Here is a 14,749-nt window from a genome sequence, read left to right as displayed (position 1 = left end):
ATGAATCGCCTGCTGGTCGTTGCCGCGCACCCCGCGGAAACCGCTCATCTTCCCGCCGGTACCGACGTGGTCCTGACCGGCATCGGAATGTCATTGGCCGCGGCGGTGACCACCCGCGCCGTCATGGAACGAGTCCCGGACCCCCAGGACCGGGCAGAGCTGACCGTGGTCAACCTCGGCAGTTGCGGCGCACTCAAGTCGGGAACCGACGGCCTGTTCGAACCCTCCACCGTGATCAATCGCGACGTCGACGCGGACCTCATGCGAGCCATGGGTTCCGATCCCGCGGACACGATGGCATTGGTTGACCTGGGACAGGTCGGGGACGGCACCGTGTTGGCCACGGGGGATTCGTTCGTGGCCGGTGGCCCGGTCCGGGACGCGCTGGCGCAGCGTGCCGACCTGGTGGACATGGAGGGCTTTGCCGTGGCCGTCGCCTGCCGGCACCTGGGCGTGCCCTTGCGGATGGTCAAGCACGTCTCCGACGACGCGGACGCCCAGGCACTGAACTGGGCCGATCGGGTGGACATCTCGGCCAGGGCGTTGGCCGAATGGTTCCGCGCCTACACCCAGAGCCATGATCAGGATACGGACCGCGTCACTTCCCGTTCCGCCGAGCCGGTCGCCACCCAGGGAGGACACACCGCATGAAACTCATTCGGCAGCGCGAATCCCTGGGCGCTGAGCAGGACTACCAGGCCGGAGAGAACATTCTGCGTGCCGTCCGCTCCGGTTCGGCCGGTCCCGTCCTGCGTATCTACCAGCCGCGGCCGACCGTGGCCTTCGGTCGCAGAGACGAACTGCTTCCCGGCTTCGCGGCCGCCCAACGTGCAGTCAAACGAGCCGGGTACACACCCGTGGTCCGCAAGGTCGGGGGGCGGGCGGCCGCGTATCACCGCGGATGCCTGGTGATCGACCACATCGAACCGGCGTCGGACCCCAAGGCGGAAATCCAGCAACGCTACGCCCTGTTCGCCGACATGGTGGTGGCCGCCATGGAGGAACTGGAGATTGCCGCCGAAGTGGGTGAGATCCCCGGGGAGTACTGTCCCGGCGAGTACAGCGTTCACGCAACGGGTCGGACCATTGATTCGCCCATGGCCACCATCAAGCTCTCCGGTGCCGCGCAGCGGATCGTTCAGGGCGCGTGGTACTTCTCGACGGTAGTGGTCGTCGAGCAGTCCGAGCCGATCCGGGCCGTGCTCACGGACGTTTACCGCTCCCTGGGCCTCGAATGGAACCCGGCCACGGCAGGGGCCGTGGAGGACCTGAGGCCGGGGACCCGCGTCAGCGACGTCGAATCGGCTCTGCGAAAGGTCTACGGCATGTACGCACGCCACATGGGTTACGGGTCCCTCCAGGAACAGGCCTTCTGATGTGTGGCCGGTACGTGATCGCCCGGTCCGTGGACGATCTCCTGTTCGAGGTCGGTGCCGTTCCCGGTGCACCCCTGCGCGGCACCGACACGTCGGCCGTACGCGAGAACTGGAACGTGGCCCCCACCGCCGAGGTTCCCGTCGTCCTCGAGCGGATTGCCGGTGACGACGACGAGACCCCCGGAGCCGTTCTGCGGGAACTGCACGTGGCGCGATGGGGCCTGGTCCCCGGGTGGGCCAAGGACCCCTCGATCGGTGTCCGAGCCTTCAACGCCCGCTCCGAGACCGTGGTGGACAAGCCCATGTTCCGCTCCGCGGTCCGCCACCGTCGTTGTGCGGTGCCCGCCAACGGGTACTACGAGTGGAGGAAGCGGCTCGGCCCGGACGGCGCCCCGGTGAAGGCCACGAAGGGCGCTCCCGCCAAACAGCCGTACTACGTCCATCCGCAGCACGACGGGGCGACCGTCTGGTTCGCCGGGCTCTACGAGTGGTGGCAGGAACCGTCGGGTTCATGGCTGCTTTCGTGTTCGATCCTCACCACGGACGCACCCTCCCCGGAGGCGGAAGAGCCCGTGCTCCAGGAATTGGGCGCATTGCACGACCGCCTGCCGATCGCGCTCAACCGTTCCACGCTGGAGGACTGGCTGGATCCCGCAGCGGATTCCAAGGACGAGGCCGTTGGTCTGGTCGAGCGGGTTCGGGCGGAAGCGGACATGGTGGCTGCCACGTGGCAGCTGCATGCCGTGGGGTCGGAGGTCGGCAATGTCCGGAACAACACCCCGGACCTGGTTGCGCCCGTCCAGGCGCTGTTCTGAGAGGTTCGCGTGGAAGATCGAAACCAACAGATTCCCTCGGGGACTCGGCGACGTCGAGCGGCACCCGTACTGCCGACGCCGACGGCACCCTTGCGCGACCAAGTGGCGGCGAGCCTGCGGCACGCACTGATCGTGGGCGACTTCGAACCGGGGGAGGTGCTGAGCGCTCCCGGGCTGGCGGCCGAGTTCGGTGTGTCCGCCACGCCCGTGCGTGAGGCCATGCTCGACCTTGCGCAGGAGGGCCACGTGAGCCCCATCCGGTACAAGGGCTACCGGGTCACGGACGTCTCGGCCGAAACGCGCCGTCAGGTCATCCAGTTGCGCACGCTCATCGAGATTCCCCTCATGGGGGATGTGGCTGAACGGGGAGTTGCCGACGAACTGCTCGAGCGCTGCCGCGGCCTGGCCGAGCAGTCGGTGGTGGCGGCGGTCGACGGCGACCTGATCCGGTTCATCGAGCTCGACATGGACCTGCACCTGAGTCTGCTCGAGCAAGCGGGCAACGACATCGCCGTCAAGCACGTCCGTTCACTGCGCTCGACCACCAGGCTGACCGGGCTCAAGGCCCTGGCGGAGCAGCGGCAGCTCGAGTTCACCGCCCGGGAGCACGTGGAACTCGTGGAGGCTGTGGCGGCCCAGGACCGGAGCCGCACCGAGGAGATCATGCAACGGCACCTCGGCCACGTTGCGGGAGTCTGGGCGGGCAAGAGCGAGTAATCGCCCGAGGCGCACCACCGAACACTCTTGTGACCAGTCCCGACGACGAATCGATGGCTTCTGGCAATGTAACATTGTACTGTGCTGGGCATCACATGATGCGCCGCACGCTGGAACCCCTCCGCGGTGACGCGTCCCGATCGATCCACGTCTGGAGACGACCGTGAGCCGTCCGAAACCACCTGAGTCCGCCACGCACCGGGAGCAGCACCTGAACGGGCAGTCGACGACCGAACAGGTCCGCCCCGATCAAGTGCGCACCGAGCAGGTCCTCACCGAACAGGAACAGCGCGAAAACAAAGCCACCCAGGTGGGCGCCAAGGCGACCAACCTCAGGGTCTTGTCCGGCTCCCTGGCCGGCAGTTCGATCGAGTGGTACGACTTCTTCCTCTACGCCACGGCCTCCGCGCTCATCTTCAACGAGCAGTTCTTCCCGACGGACGATCCGTACATCTCGCAGATGCTGTCCTACCTGACGCTGGCGCTGACGTTCTTCATCCGTCCCTTCGGCGGCATCGTGTTCTCCCACTTCGGGGACCGCGTGGGACGCAAGGTGACCCTGGTGGTCACGTTGTCCATGATGGGCGGAGCCACGGTGGCCATCGGCTTCCTCCCGACCTACGACCAGGTCGGCGTCCTGGCGCCGATCCTTCTGGTGATCTGCCGCATCATCCAGGGCCTGGCCATTGGCGGCGAGTGGGGCGGTGCCCTGCTGCTCGCCTATGAATACGCCCCGCGTGCCAAACGTGGACTCTTCGGGTCCGTTCCGCAGATGGGAATCACGATCGGCATGCTCCTGGCGGCCGGTGCCTTTGCCCTGGTGTCCGCGCTGGGGGAGGAGTTCCTGGTCGGTGTCGGGTGGCGTCTGCCGTTCATCGCCTCGGTGCTGTTGGTGATCGTCGGGCTGTGGATCCGCGGTGGCCTGGGGGAGACGCCCCACTTCAAACAGGCAAAGGCGGCGGGCAACGTGGCCAAGGTGCCGCTCCTGGTGACTCTCAGGCACCACTGGCGTGCTGTCCTCGTGGCGGTCGGCGTCAAGGTGGTGGAAACGGCGCCGTTCTACATCTTCGCCACGTTCGTGGTCTCCTATGCGACGGGACTGCTGGACTACGCGCAGTCGACTCCGCTCAACGCGGTGATGCTCGGTGCGGGCCTGTCCACGGTGCTCATTCCGGTCATGGGGGCGCTGTCCGACCGGGTGGGTCGGTTCCGGGTCTACTCGACGGGTGTCGTGCTGATCGCACTGTTCGCTTTCCCGTTCTTCATGCTGGTGAACCTGCAGAACAACTTGGCGCTCTACGTCGCCGTCGTCGTCAGTCTGGGGGTTGTGTGGCCGCCGGTCACGGCCACCCTGGGAACCATGTGCTCGGAGATCTTCTCGGCCGAGGTCCGCTACACCGGCGTGACGCTGGGGTACCAGATCGGCGCCGCCCTGGCCGGTGGCACGGCGCCGCTGATCGCCACGTTCCTGCTCAAGGAGTTCAACGGCGCCTGGCAGTCCATTTCGGTGTACCTGGTGATCACCGCCGCGGTGTCCCTCACGGCGTTGGTGTTCGCGCCGTCGATCGCACGCAAGGAGGCGCAGGCGGAGGTCGTGCCCGTGGCGGCACAGGATGCGGATGCCCACATCGCGCCGAGCACGTCGGAGGCCCGCAAGTGAACGCTCCCGACCTGACGACTCGGACGACGGCGGCACCCTGGTTCAGCGGCGAGGACATTGCCGCTGCGGTGTCCCCGCGGCGCGCCCGGGAACTCATCGAGCGCGCTCTGCGCTCGGGCTTCGACCCGGCCTCCGATCCGGCCCGGACCCATGTTGCGGCCGGGGAGGGGCACCTGTTGCTCATGCCCTCGGTCATCGGGCCCTGGACCGGTACCAAGGTGGCCTCCGTGTCCCCGGGCAACCCGGAGCGCGGTCTGCCGCGGATCCAGGCGGTCTACGTCCTGATGGACACACAGACCCTGACCCCCCGGGCCCTGTTACAGGGAGACGGCCTCACGGCGCTGCGCACCCCCGCGGTGTCTGCCGTGGCCGCGGACCGGATGACCGTGTCCGATGCCCGCAAGCTGGTGGTCTTCGGCACTGGACCGCAGGCGCTGGCGCACATCGAGGCCTGCGCGGACATCCGGGACTTCCGTGAGGTCGTGATCAACGGTCGTCAGGAATCCGGGGTGCAAACCGCCGTGGACTTTGCCCGGGGCCTCGGCCTGGCGGCGCGGGCCGGATCGGTGGAGGACGTCGCCGATGCCGATCTGGTGGTGTGTGCGACGTCGTCCGGGACTCCGCTGTTCGACGGCGGTGTGGTTCCCGACTCCGCGTGTGTGGTGGCCATGGGGTCCCACGAACCGGACCGACGCGAACTGGACACCGGGCTCGTGACCCGGTCCCAGGTGGTGGTCGAGGACACCGGCACAGCACTGCGGGAGGCCGGAGACGTGATCATGGCGGCCGAGGGCAGCGGCGATCCGGCGCGTGCGGTCGATCTGGTCGAGCTGGTGGACCTGGTCAACGACCGGGTGGCGCCCGACTGGTCGCGCCCGCGCGTCTTCAAAGGGGTCGGGATGAGCTGGCAGGACCTGGCGGTGGCCGGGGGTGTGGTGGAGACCATGCCGTGAGCTGCGTCGTGGTGCCTGCGAGCCTGATGACGTGACCGGCGGGCGGGTAGGATCGCTCGAGTCGAGCGCGACCCCGGTACGGCCGTGCCCCCATCAGCGAAAGGCAGTACACCTCACATGAGCGAGCAGGTCCTGGACTCCGGATCCCCGATCACCGTCGTCGTCGACGGCGAAACCCGGGAGGTCCCCGGCGGCAGCACCGCGGCCGATCTCTACACGGACAACCGTGACGTCGTGGTCGCCCACGTCAACGACACCTTGAAGGACCTCTCGACCCCCCTGACCGACGGCGACACCGTCACCCGGGTGCTCATCTCCGATCCCGAGGGACTCGAGGTCCTGCGGCACTCGACGGCGCACGTCATGGCCCAGGCCGTCCAGGAACTCAAGCAGGAGGCCAAGCTCGGCATCGGCCCGTACGTCACGGACGGGTTCTACTTCGATTTCGACGTCGAGGAGGCCTTCACCCCCGAAGACCTCAAGGCGATCGAAAAGCGCATGCAGAAGATCATCAACACCACCCAGTCGTTCCGACGCCGGGTGGTCACCCCGGACGAGGCCGTGGCCGAGATGGCGGAGGAGCCGTACAAGCTCGAACTGATCGGCCTGGCCCACGGCCCCGGGTCGGGATCCGAGGGCTCGCAGGGTGGCGAGGTCGAATCCGCAGCCGAAGGTGCCTCCCAGGAGGTGGGCGCCGGTGAACTGACGATCTACGACAACGTGGACCGCAAGTCCGGTGAGATCGTGTGGCGCGACCTGTGCCGCGGCCCGCACCTGCCCAACACCAAGCTGATCGGCAACGGGTTCGCCCTCATGCGCTCCGCCGCCGCGTACTGGCGCGGTTCCGAGAAGAACAAGCAGCTCCAGCGCATCTACGGCACGGCCTGGCCCACCAAGGACGAACTCAAGGCCTACAAGGACCGGCTGGCAGAGGCTGAACGCCGTGACCACCGGCGCCTGGGCACCGCACTGGACCTCTTCTCCTTCCCGGACGACATCGGTTCGGGCCTGGCGGTCTTCCATCCCCGCGGCGGCCTGATCCGGATGGAGATGGAGAACCTGTCGCGCGAACAGCACGTCAAGGCCGGGTACTCCTTCGTCAACACGCCGCACATCACCAAGTCCAACCTGTTCGAACGGTCCGGTCACCTGGGGTTCTACAAGGACGGCATGTACCCGCCCATGCACATGGACGAGGAGGTGGACGCGGCCGGGAACGTCACCAAACAGGGCGCGGACTACTACCTCAAGCCCATGAACTGCCCCATGCACAACCTGGTCTTCAACTCGCGTGGCCGCTCCTACCGGGAACTGCCGCTGCGGATCTTCGAGTTCGGCACGGTCTACCGCAACGAGAAGTCCGGCGTGGTCCACGGGCTGACCCGCGCCCGCGGCTTCACCCAGGACGACGCCCACATCTACTGCACGCGCGAACAGATGAAGGACGAGCTGTCCCGCACCCTGCAGTTCGTGCTGGACCTGCTGACCGCGTACGGGCTCACGGACTTCTACCTCGAGTTGTCCACCCGGGATCCTGAGAAGTCCATCGGGGACGACGCGACCTGGGAGGAAGCCACCAACACGCTGGCCGAGGTCGCCCAGGAGTCCGGGCTCGAACTGGTCCCGGACCCGGAGGGAGCCGCGTTCTACGGCCCCAAGATCTCCGTCCAGGCCAAGGACGCGATCGGGCGCACGTGGCAGATGTCCACCATCCAGCTGGACTTCTTCATGCCGGACCGCTTCGAACTCGAATACACCGCGGCCGACGGGACCCGGCAGCGCCCGGTCATGATCCACCGCGCACTGTTCGGCTCCATCGAACGGTTCTTCGGCGTGCTGACCGAGCACTACGCCGGGGCCTTCCCGGCCTGGCTCTCACCCGAGCAGGTTCGCGCGATCCCGGTGGCCGACGCCTTCGACGACTACCTCCGGGACGTCGTCGACCGTCTGCGCACCGCCGGGGTCCGCGCGGAATTGGACGCCTCCTCCGACCGGTTCCCCAAGAAGATCCGCACCGCCTCCAAGGACAAGGTGCCCTTCGTGCTCATCGCCGGTGGCGACGACGTCGACGCCGGTGCCGTGTCCTTCCGTTACCGTGACGGTTCGCAGGAGAACGGGGTCCCGGTCGAGGAAGCGATCGCTCGGATCACGGCCCACGTGCAGAACAGGGTCAACCAGGATCCGCGCCCGTCCGCCGTCGCGGAGGACCCCTCCGTCGGCGAGGCACCCGGTTCGACCGAGGCCTGAGGACAGCGATGAACGACGAGCAACGGGCACCCCACCACTGGATCAGTCAGGACGACTTCCGGTTGGCCGGGGTGCCCGATGCCTTCCAACGGCTCTGGACCCCGCACCGGTTGGCCTACGTGCGTGGCGAGGACACTTCCATCGAGACCCGCCCCGGGTGCCCGTTCTGCACGGGCCCGGAGTACGACGACCAGGACTCGCTGATCGTCCACCGCGGGCAGCACTGCTTCGTGATCCTCAACCTGTTCCCCTACAACCCGGGGCACCTGCTCATCTGTCCGTACCGGCACGTCCCGGATCTCACGGACCTCAGGCACGAGGAACTCGTGGAGCTCATGGAACTGACCCGCGACGGGATCTCGGCGGTGCGGGCAGCGGCGAGCCCTGATGCCTTCAACACTGGACTGAACCTGGGTGAAGCCGCGGGCGGCTCCCTGGCCGCGCACCTGCACATGCACGTGGTGCCGCGTTGGGGCGGGGACGCCAACTTCCTGCCCGTGACGGCCGGAACCAAAGCGATGATGGACACCTTGGGTTCCACCTGGGAACTGACCCGAGCGCACTGGCCGGAGGCCTGACGCGTCGTGCGTGAGCGTGCGCTCGCCGTAAGATGGAGCGCATGTCCAGACCACTTGTGAGGCTTCTCGGCCAGGGAGTTCGTGCCGCCACCAAACTTCGCGGGGGCGGTTCCGCGTTCCCCGGGCTGGTGATGGAGAAGCTGCATCCCGGATTCGTGTCCGAACAACTCGCGCGGCTGCCGCACGGCGTCGTCGTGGTCTCGGGGACCAACGGGAAGACGACGACCACCAAGATGGCGGTCCAACTCCTGGAATCCCAAGGGCTCACGGTCTTCACCAACCGCACCGGATCAAACTTCGTGCGCGGAGTGGCCGCGGCATTGCTCGAAGAAATCTCGCTGACCGGTCGGTTCGACGCGGACATCGCGGTCCTGGAGCTCGACGAGGCGCACGCGGTGCACTTCGTCAAGGAGGTCCAGCCCCGCTTCGCGCTGCTGCTCAATGTCATGCGCGACCAGCTCGACCGCTTCGGCGAGATCGACACCACGCGCCGCATGCTCTCGAAGGTCGCCGCGGCCACGACCGAGGCCGTGATCCTCAACCGCGAGGACCCGCGGATTGCCTCCCTGGCCGAAGATGTCCGCCCGGGCACCGAGGTGCTCTGGTACGGGCTCTCCCCGCAGCTACGCCCCATGTTCCCTTCCGACGACGACATGCGGGGTGCCGACGGTCCCGCCGCACCGACCCCGGAGGGCGGCTCCGCCCCCGAAGCTGTTGTGGAACTCACGGACTTCAAAGCCACCGACGTGGACTTCCTGGTCCGTGGGAAGCCGGAGAAGGCCAAGGTCCACCTGTACGGCGTCTACAACGTCTACAACGCTGCCGCTGCCCTGGCCCTTTCCATGACCGTCACGGACGACGGGCGCGACGCCCCGGCCGCCCAGGCCGGTATTCCGTCCCTCCTGGGGGAGCTGTCCGCCGTCACTCCAGCGTTCGGGCGCGGGGAGACCATCACGGTGGACGGTGCGCCGCTGCAGCTCCTGCTGGTCAAGAACCCCGCGGGCTTCCGGCTCTCCCTGGCCTCGGCACGCCCGGAGGCCTACGCGACCATGATCGCGATCAACGACGAGTACGCGGACGGCCGCGACGTCTCCTGGTTGTGGGACGTGGAGTTCGAATCCCTGCGTTCCGGCGGGGTGGACCTGGTGACCGGCACCCGCGCCTGGGACATGGCCCTGAGGTTGGACTACGACCAGGTCCCCGTCCGGGACGTGGAACCCGAGCTGACCGAGGCCCTGCGGAAGTTCATCGCCAGCGCGGAAGGCCGCCCCATGCGGGTGTTCTGCACCTACACGGCCATGCTCGCGCTGCGGCGTGCGCTCCGGTCCGTCGCCGTCGTTCCCGAGATCTGAGGCACCATGACCACCACCACACCCACATTCCCGACGGCACCCGAGGACGGTGCTCCCGCCGTGGACGCCGTGGAACCGGGCGGACGTGGAGAGATCCACCTGGTCCAGCTCTACCCGCGAGACATGAACATCTACGGGGACTGGGGCAACACGCTGACCCTCAAACGGCGGTTGGAGAAGCGCGGGTACGCCGTGCAGCTCACCGACTACAACTCGGGGGACTCGTTCCCCGCGGACGCGGACCTGTTCGTGGGCGGCGGGGGACAGGACTCCGGACAGTTCCGGGTCATGGAGGACCTGCAGAAGATCAAGCCCGTCATGCACGAACTGGTGGCCGACGGCGTCCCGATGCTGGCGATCTGTGGCCTCTACCAGCTCTTTGGCCACGAATTCCGCACTATCGGGGGCGAGGTCCTGCCGGGTATCGGCATCTTCGACCTCACCACGGTCGGCGGCGAGACCAGGCTGATCGGCAACATCGTGACCGAGTCGGAGAAGTTCGGAACGATCATCGGTTACGAGAACCATTCTGGCCTGACCCGCCTGGCCGACGGGCAGCAGCCGTTGGGCCGGGTGGTGTCCGGTGACGGCAACGACGGCGAGGACGGAACCGAGGGCGCGGTGACCAACGAGGTCATCGGCACCTATCTGCACGGGTCCTTGCTGCCCAAGAACCCCGTCCTGGCCGATCACCTGATTGCCACCGCGGTCCGCCGGAGGTACTCACATGAGACCCTGGAACCCCTCAACGACACGCTGTCGCAGAAGGCGCGCGAGGTCGCACGGAACCGTCCGCGCTGACCCGTGCGCCCCCGACCCACGGTCCCGGGAAAGCGGCGACTAGACTGATCCGCGGATTTTCCGGCCGGTCCCGCGGCGCACCCAGCGGGACCACGAACAACGATGCGAGAACTTCCCGGCGGGAAGTTCCGACAGGAGGCATTCATGTCAGGTCACTCCAAATGGGCCACGACCAAGCACAAGAAGGCTGCCATTGACGCCAAGCGCGCCAAGGCCTTTGCCAAGTACATCAAGGGCATCGAGGTCGCGGCACGTCAGGGCGGGCCGGACACCGCGGGCAACCCCGCCCTGGACCTGGCCGTGTCCAAGGCCAAGAAGAACTCCGTGCCCAACGACAACATCGATCGCGCCATCAAGCGCGGTGCCGGTCTGACGGGCGAGGTCATCGACTACTCGGAGATCCTCTACGAGGCCCGCGGTCCCCAGGGTTCGGCCCTCTACATCGAGTGCCTGACGGACAACAAGAACCGCGCGGCCTCCGAGGTCCGGGTGGCCGTGACCCGCAACGGCGGCACCATGGCGGACTCGGGTTCCGTGTCCTTCATGTTCGAACGCAAGGGCGTGGCCGAGGTGGCCAAGTCCGGGGGCCTGACCGAGGACGACGTGCTCATGGCCGTTCTCGACGCCGGTGCCGAGGAAGTCGTGGAGGAGGACGACGTCTTCGAGGTCGTCTCCGAGGCCACCGATCTTCCCGCGATCCGTACCGCCTTGGAGGAAGCCGGTCTGGAGTACAACAACGACGACCCCGTCTTCCGGCCGAACATGAAGGTGGAGCTGGACGCGGAGGGTGCTGCCAAGTTCCTGCGCCTGGCCGACGCCGTGGAGGCCTTGGACGACGTCCAGAACGTGTACTCCAACGCGGACATCTCTCCCGAGGTCATGGCACAGCTCGAGGACCAGGACTGAGCGTCACCCGGTGAGCGCCGCCGAACAGATCATTCTGGGCGTGGACCCCGGTCTGACCCGTTGCGGTTTCGGCGTGGTCCGGATGCGGGCCAACCGCGGCGTCGAGTGGTTGCACCACGAGGTGCAGGGCACCGCGCCCGACCAACCGCTCGAACGCCGCATCCTCAGCATCGCCGAGGCGGCCGAGTCCATGATGGAACGTTTCCAGCCGGACGCGTTGGCCATCGAGCGACTGTTCGCGCAGAACAACGCCCCCACGGTGGTCGGCACCGCCCAGGCCTCCGGGGCGGTGATCGCGGAGGCCGCGCGCCGTCGGATTCCGGTGGCCTGGCACACCCCGTCCGAGGTCAAGGCCGCGGTGACCGGTGACGGGAACGCGGACAAGGCGGCGGTGACCCGCATGGTGGTGCGGATCCTGAAACTCCTGGAGCCCCCCAAGCCCGCGGATGCCGCCGACGCGATCGCGATCGCGATCTGCCACGGCTGGCGCAGCGGCGTGGGCTCCGGTTACGACGCCCAAGCCGCCACCGCGACCCACCAGGGCGCCCAGACCAGGCTCTCGCGGCTGAGCGCGACCAAGGGGCGTGGCCTGACTCCCGCGCAGCAAGCGTGGAAGGCGGCGGAACAGCGGGCTCGACGCGGCGGCTGAGTCGCACCATCCGACTCCGCACCATCCGCCGCCGCAACATCCGCCGATGAGCCGTCCGCGGCTGCGCCACTCACCGCTGAGCCTCGGCGGTGAGGCCACGCGCGGCGTGGAACCCTCCCGCGCCGCGGCACCGCTGCTACGCTGGCCGTCGACTAGTACACATGTTCGACTTGCCGGAGGAGACACGGATGATTGCGGCTGTACGCGGGGACGTCCTGCACAAGGGACTGAACACCGTCGTTGTCGACGTCCAGGGCCTGGGTCTCGAGATCCAGGTCAGTCCGTCCACCGTCGCCGGCCTGCACGAGGGCCGAGAGGCCCGATTGGCCACGACCTACGTGGCGCGCAAGGACGACTCGCCCCTGCTGTTCGGGTTCGCAACCGCCGACGAGAAGGACGTCTTCGAGACCATGCTCGGGGTGTCCGGGATCGGCCCGCGCACGGCCCTCGCCGTCCTGGCGACCCTGGGCCCGGACGACGTGCGGACCGCGATCGCCACCGGAGACCCCAAGGCCTTCACCGCGGTTCCGGGCATCGGCCCCAAGGGCGCCAAGCGGATCGTCCTGGAGCTCGCGGACAAGCTGGTCCCCGCGGACCCGGGCCCGACGACGTCGGCGACACCGGCCGGACCGCAGCAGCCCCTGTGGCGGTTGCAGGTCACGGAGGCCCTGGTCGGTCTCGGGTGGAACGAGAAGGACGCGGGTTCGGCCATCGACGACGCATTGGAAGGTCGCGAGGAGTTGGCCGACGGGGGTGACGTCTCCCTGATTCTGCGCACGGTCCTCGCGTGGCTCGGAGCGCGCGCCTCGACCTCATCCACTCACAACCCGGCCCAGAACTCCTCCCGTCCCGCCGGAAAGGGCGCCTGAGCATGGTCGGTGACCGCGCATCCGTCAACGGCCGGGACCGCTTGGTCGACTCCGGCTCCGAACCCGACGAGAAGACCGTCGAAGCCGCGCTGCGGCCGGGGACCCTCGACGACTTCGTGGGTCAGCCCCGCGTCCGGCGCCAGCTCGGACTGGTCCTCGAGGCCTCCAAGCTGAGGGGGAGGACGGCCGACCACGTGCTGCTCTCCGGACCGCCCGGCCTGGGCAAGACCACGTTGGCCATGATCATCGCCGAGGAGATGGGCGCTCCGCTGCGCATCTCCTCCGGACCGGCGATTCAGCACACCGGCGATCTGGCCGCCATCCTGTCCTCCCTCACCGAGGGCGAGGTGCTGTTCCTGGATGAGATCCACCGGATGTCCCGCCCCGCCGAGGAAATGCTCTACATGGCCATGGAGGACTTCCGCGTGGACATCGTGGTGGGCAAGGGGGCCGGTGCGACCTCGATTCCCCTGGACCTCCCGCCGTTCACCCTGGTCGGCGCCACGACGCGCGCAGGGCTGCTCCCGGGCCCGCTTCGCGATCGTTTCGGCTTCACGGGGCACCTGGAGTTCTACTCGGTCGACGAACTCGTGTCCGTGTTGCGCCGTTCCGCGGGCCTGCTTGACCTGGATCTCTCCACGGAGGGCTTCCGGGAAGTGGCCTCTCGTTCCCGCGGTACACCGCGTATCGCCAACCGACTCCTGCGCAGAGTCCGGGACTGGGCTCTGGTCCACGGGGTCTCGCGCATCGACGCGCGGGCGTCGTCGTCGGCACTGGAAATGTACGAGGTCGACTCCCGCGGCCTTGACCGCCTGGATCGCGGCGTCCTGGAAGCCCTGGTCAAACACTTCGGGGGCGGTCCCGTGGGTCTGTCCACGCTGGCCATCGCCGTGGGCGAGGAGACGGAGACCGTCGAAGAGGTGGCCGAGCCGTACCTGGTCCGCGAGGGCCTGCTTGCCCGTACCCCGCGGGGCCGGATCGCCATGCCGGCCGCCTGGGAGCACCTGGGGCTGGCGGTTCCCGAGCACGCGGCCTTCGGGGACCCCGCCGTCCAGCAGGCGCTGGACCTCACGGAGGAGTGACCGGGGCTCGGTACACGTCGACGGACGACATCCGGGCACCCGAGGGACCGGGCCCGTGGGACGGTCGTCACCTACCATGTTGTGATGACCGCCTTCAGAGGGTGGTCGCCACACAGGCCCTGACCGGGCCGACGGACTGGCGCACAGTGATCGCGTCGGCCGACATCGATGCAGCGAACACGCTGTGGAACCAGGAGACCGAGTGCTTTCCGCCCTCATCACGCCCGAGCTCACGCCCCAGGTCGTGGCCCAGACCGAAACCAGCCTCTCCGCGGCGGAGCAGACGACCGGCGGTCCCGGTCAGTTCCTGTTCCTGGGCGTGATGCTGGCCCTGCTGGTGGCGATGTTCTGGTTCACCTCCCGCAACCGGCGCAAGCAGCAGCAGAAGCTCCAGGACCAGCAGTCGCGCATGGTTCCCGGAACCCAGGTGATGACCAGCTACGGTCTGTACGGTCGCGTGGTGAGCATCGACAAGGACGCCGTCAAAGCCGTCCTGGAGATCGCCCCGAACACGCAGGTGACCGTTCACCTCCAGACCCTCTCGACCGTCGTCGACGAATCGGCAGGGGCCGCGGGGGAGTCCGCCGTCGACCCCACAGCGGATCGCGAGGACCGTGCCGACCGTGGCAGCGACCGCGACCACGACGGCGGCGCCACCAGCACCGACGACAAGTGACCGCTTGACTCGGCGTCCATCGGGATTCCCGCCCGGTGGACGCTTTGTCGTGACCGGGCTCCTGGAGC

The 14,749-nt window shown here is 68.0% G+C and carries 15 protein-coding genes; all 15 read left to right on the top strand.

The features are described from left to right. On the top strand, positions 1–651 hold the full coding sequence (locus GWK18_RS00875; RefSeq protein WP_166832537.1) for a nucleosidase: 651 nt from the start codon (positions 1–3) through the stop codon (positions 649–651). Then, the gene (locus GWK18_RS00870) at positions 648–1,376 is read left to right on the top strand and encodes a lipoate--protein ligase family protein (protein ID WP_166832535.1); all 729 of its coding nucleotides are present in this window, start codon (positions 648–650) and stop codon (positions 1,374–1,376) included. The genes GWK18_RS00875 and GWK18_RS00870 overlap by 4 nt, the downstream gene beginning before the upstream one ends. After that, positions 1,376–2,191, top strand: a complete 816-nt coding sequence (locus GWK18_RS00865; protein WP_123824035.1) for an SOS response-associated peptidase — start codon at positions 1,376–1,378, stop codon at positions 2,189–2,191. The genes GWK18_RS00870 and GWK18_RS00865 overlap by 1 nt, the downstream gene beginning before the upstream one ends. A 9-nt stretch (positions 2,192–2,200) precedes the next feature. Continuing rightward, on the top strand, positions 2,201–2,908 hold the full coding sequence (locus GWK18_RS00860; RefSeq protein ID WP_209280885.1) for a GntR family transcriptional regulator: 708 nt from the start codon (positions 2,201–2,203) through the stop codon (positions 2,906–2,908). 163 nt (positions 2,909–3,071) lie between these two features. After that, positions 3,072–4,568: an MFS transporter gene (locus GWK18_RS00855; RefSeq protein ID WP_348535788.1), complete on the top strand. Its 1,497-nt coding sequence runs from the start codon at positions 3,072–3,074 to the stop codon at positions 4,566–4,568. Further along, the gene (locus tag GWK18_RS00850; RefSeq protein ID WP_348535787.1) at positions 4,565–5,521 is read left to right on the top strand and encodes an ornithine cyclodeaminase family protein; all 957 of its coding nucleotides are present in this window, start codon (positions 4,565–4,567) and stop codon (positions 5,519–5,521) included. The genes GWK18_RS00855 and GWK18_RS00850 overlap by 4 nt, the downstream gene beginning before the upstream one ends. Positions 5,522–5,638: 117 nt before the next feature. Next, positions 5,639–7,768 carry a threonine--tRNA ligase gene (gene thrS / locus GWK18_RS00845; protein ID WP_166832533.1) on the top strand — a complete coding sequence of 710 codons (2,130 nt, stop codon included), beginning with the start codon at positions 5,639–5,641 and terminating at the stop codon, positions 7,766–7,768. 8 nt (positions 7,769–7,776) lie between these two features. Continuing rightward, positions 7,777–8,346, top strand: coding sequence for an HIT domain-containing protein (locus GWK18_RS00840; RefSeq protein WP_166832531.1), 570 nt, complete (start codon positions 7,777–7,779; stop codon positions 8,344–8,346). A gap of 32 nt (positions 8,347–8,378) precedes the next feature. After that, on the top strand, positions 8,379–9,698 hold the full coding sequence (locus GWK18_RS00835) for a Mur ligase family protein (RefSeq protein WP_166832529.1): 1,320 nt from the start codon (positions 8,379–8,381) through the stop codon (positions 9,696–9,698). A gap of 6 nt (positions 9,699–9,704) precedes the next feature. After that, the gene (locus GWK18_RS00830) at positions 9,705–10,499 is read left to right on the top strand and encodes a glutamine amidotransferase (protein ID WP_166832527.1); all 795 of its coding nucleotides are present in this window, start codon (positions 9,705–9,707) and stop codon (positions 10,497–10,499) included. A gap of 144 nt (positions 10,500–10,643) precedes the next feature. Beyond that, positions 10,644–11,405, top strand: coding sequence for a YebC/PmpR family DNA-binding transcriptional regulator (locus GWK18_RS00825; protein WP_123824049.1), 762 nt, complete (start codon positions 10,644–10,646; stop codon positions 11,403–11,405). A 10-nt stretch (positions 11,406–11,415) separates the two neighbouring features. Beyond that, positions 11,416–12,054, top strand: a complete 639-nt coding sequence (ruvC, locus tag GWK18_RS00820; protein WP_348535786.1) for a crossover junction endodeoxyribonuclease RuvC — start codon at positions 11,416–11,418, stop codon at positions 12,052–12,054. Between the two features lie 188 nt (positions 12,055–12,242). Further along, positions 12,243–12,923 (top strand): Holliday junction branch migration protein RuvA, encoded by a 681-nt coding sequence (ruvA, locus tag GWK18_RS00815; protein WP_166832670.1) that lies wholly within the window; start codon positions 12,243–12,245, stop codon positions 12,921–12,923. A gap of 2 nt (positions 12,924–12,925) precedes the next feature. Beyond that, positions 12,926–14,005 carry a Holliday junction branch migration DNA helicase RuvB gene (ruvB, locus tag GWK18_RS00810; RefSeq protein ID WP_166832525.1) on the top strand — a complete coding sequence of 360 codons (1,080 nt, stop codon included), beginning with the start codon at positions 12,926–12,928 and terminating at the stop codon, positions 14,003–14,005. 202 nt (positions 14,006–14,207) lie between these two features. Beyond that, the gene (gene yajC / locus GWK18_RS00805; RefSeq protein ID WP_123824058.1) at positions 14,208–14,681 is read left to right on the top strand and encodes a preprotein translocase subunit YajC; all 474 of its coding nucleotides are present in this window, start codon (positions 14,208–14,210) and stop codon (positions 14,679–14,681) included. Positions 14,682–14,749 lie beyond the last annotated feature (68 nt).

It is taken from the genome of Kocuria sp. JC486, assembly GCF_011602805.1.
GTDB lineage: Bacteria > Actinomycetota > Actinomycetes > Actinomycetales > Micrococcaceae > Kocuria > Kocuria soli.
Note: the sequence above shows the minus strand (reverse complement) of the source record. Positions and strands in the feature narration are given on the sequence as shown.

Excerpts from the sequence above, each read along its gene's own strand:
- GWK18_RS00875 (WP_166832537.1), top strand. The coding sequence starts at position 1 with ATGAATCGCCTGCTGGTCGTTGCCGCGCACCCCGCGGAAACCGCTCAT.
- GWK18_RS00870 (WP_166832535.1), top strand. The coding sequence starts at position 648 with ATGAAACTCATTCGGCAGCGCGAATCCCTGGGCGCTGAGCAGGACTAC.
- GWK18_RS00865 (WP_123824035.1), top strand. The coding sequence starts at position 1,376 with ATGTGTGGCCGGTACGTGATCGCCCGGTCCGTGGACGATCTCCTGTTC.
- thrS (WP_166832533.1), top strand. The coding sequence starts at position 5,639 with ATGAGCGAGCAGGTCCTGGACTCCGGATCCCCGATCACCGTCGTCGTC.
- GWK18_RS00840 (WP_166832531.1), top strand. The coding sequence starts at position 7,777 with ATGAACGACGAGCAACGGGCACCCCACCACTGGATCAGTCAGGACGAC.
- GWK18_RS00835 (WP_166832529.1), top strand. The coding sequence starts at position 8,379 with ATGGAGCGCATGTCCAGACCACTTGTGAGGCTTCTCGGCCAGGGAGTT.
- GWK18_RS00830 (WP_166832527.1), top strand. The coding sequence starts at position 9,705 with ATGACCACCACCACACCCACATTCCCGACGGCACCCGAGGACGGTGCT.
- GWK18_RS00825 (WP_123824049.1), top strand. The coding sequence starts at position 10,644 with ATGTCAGGTCACTCCAAATGGGCCACGACCAAGCACAAGAAGGCTGCC.
- ruvA (WP_166832670.1), top strand. The coding sequence starts at position 12,243 with ATGATTGCGGCTGTACGCGGGGACGTCCTGCACAAGGGACTGAACACC.
- ruvB (WP_166832525.1), top strand. The coding sequence starts at position 12,926 with ATGGTCGGTGACCGCGCATCCGTCAACGGCCGGGACCGCTTGGTCGAC.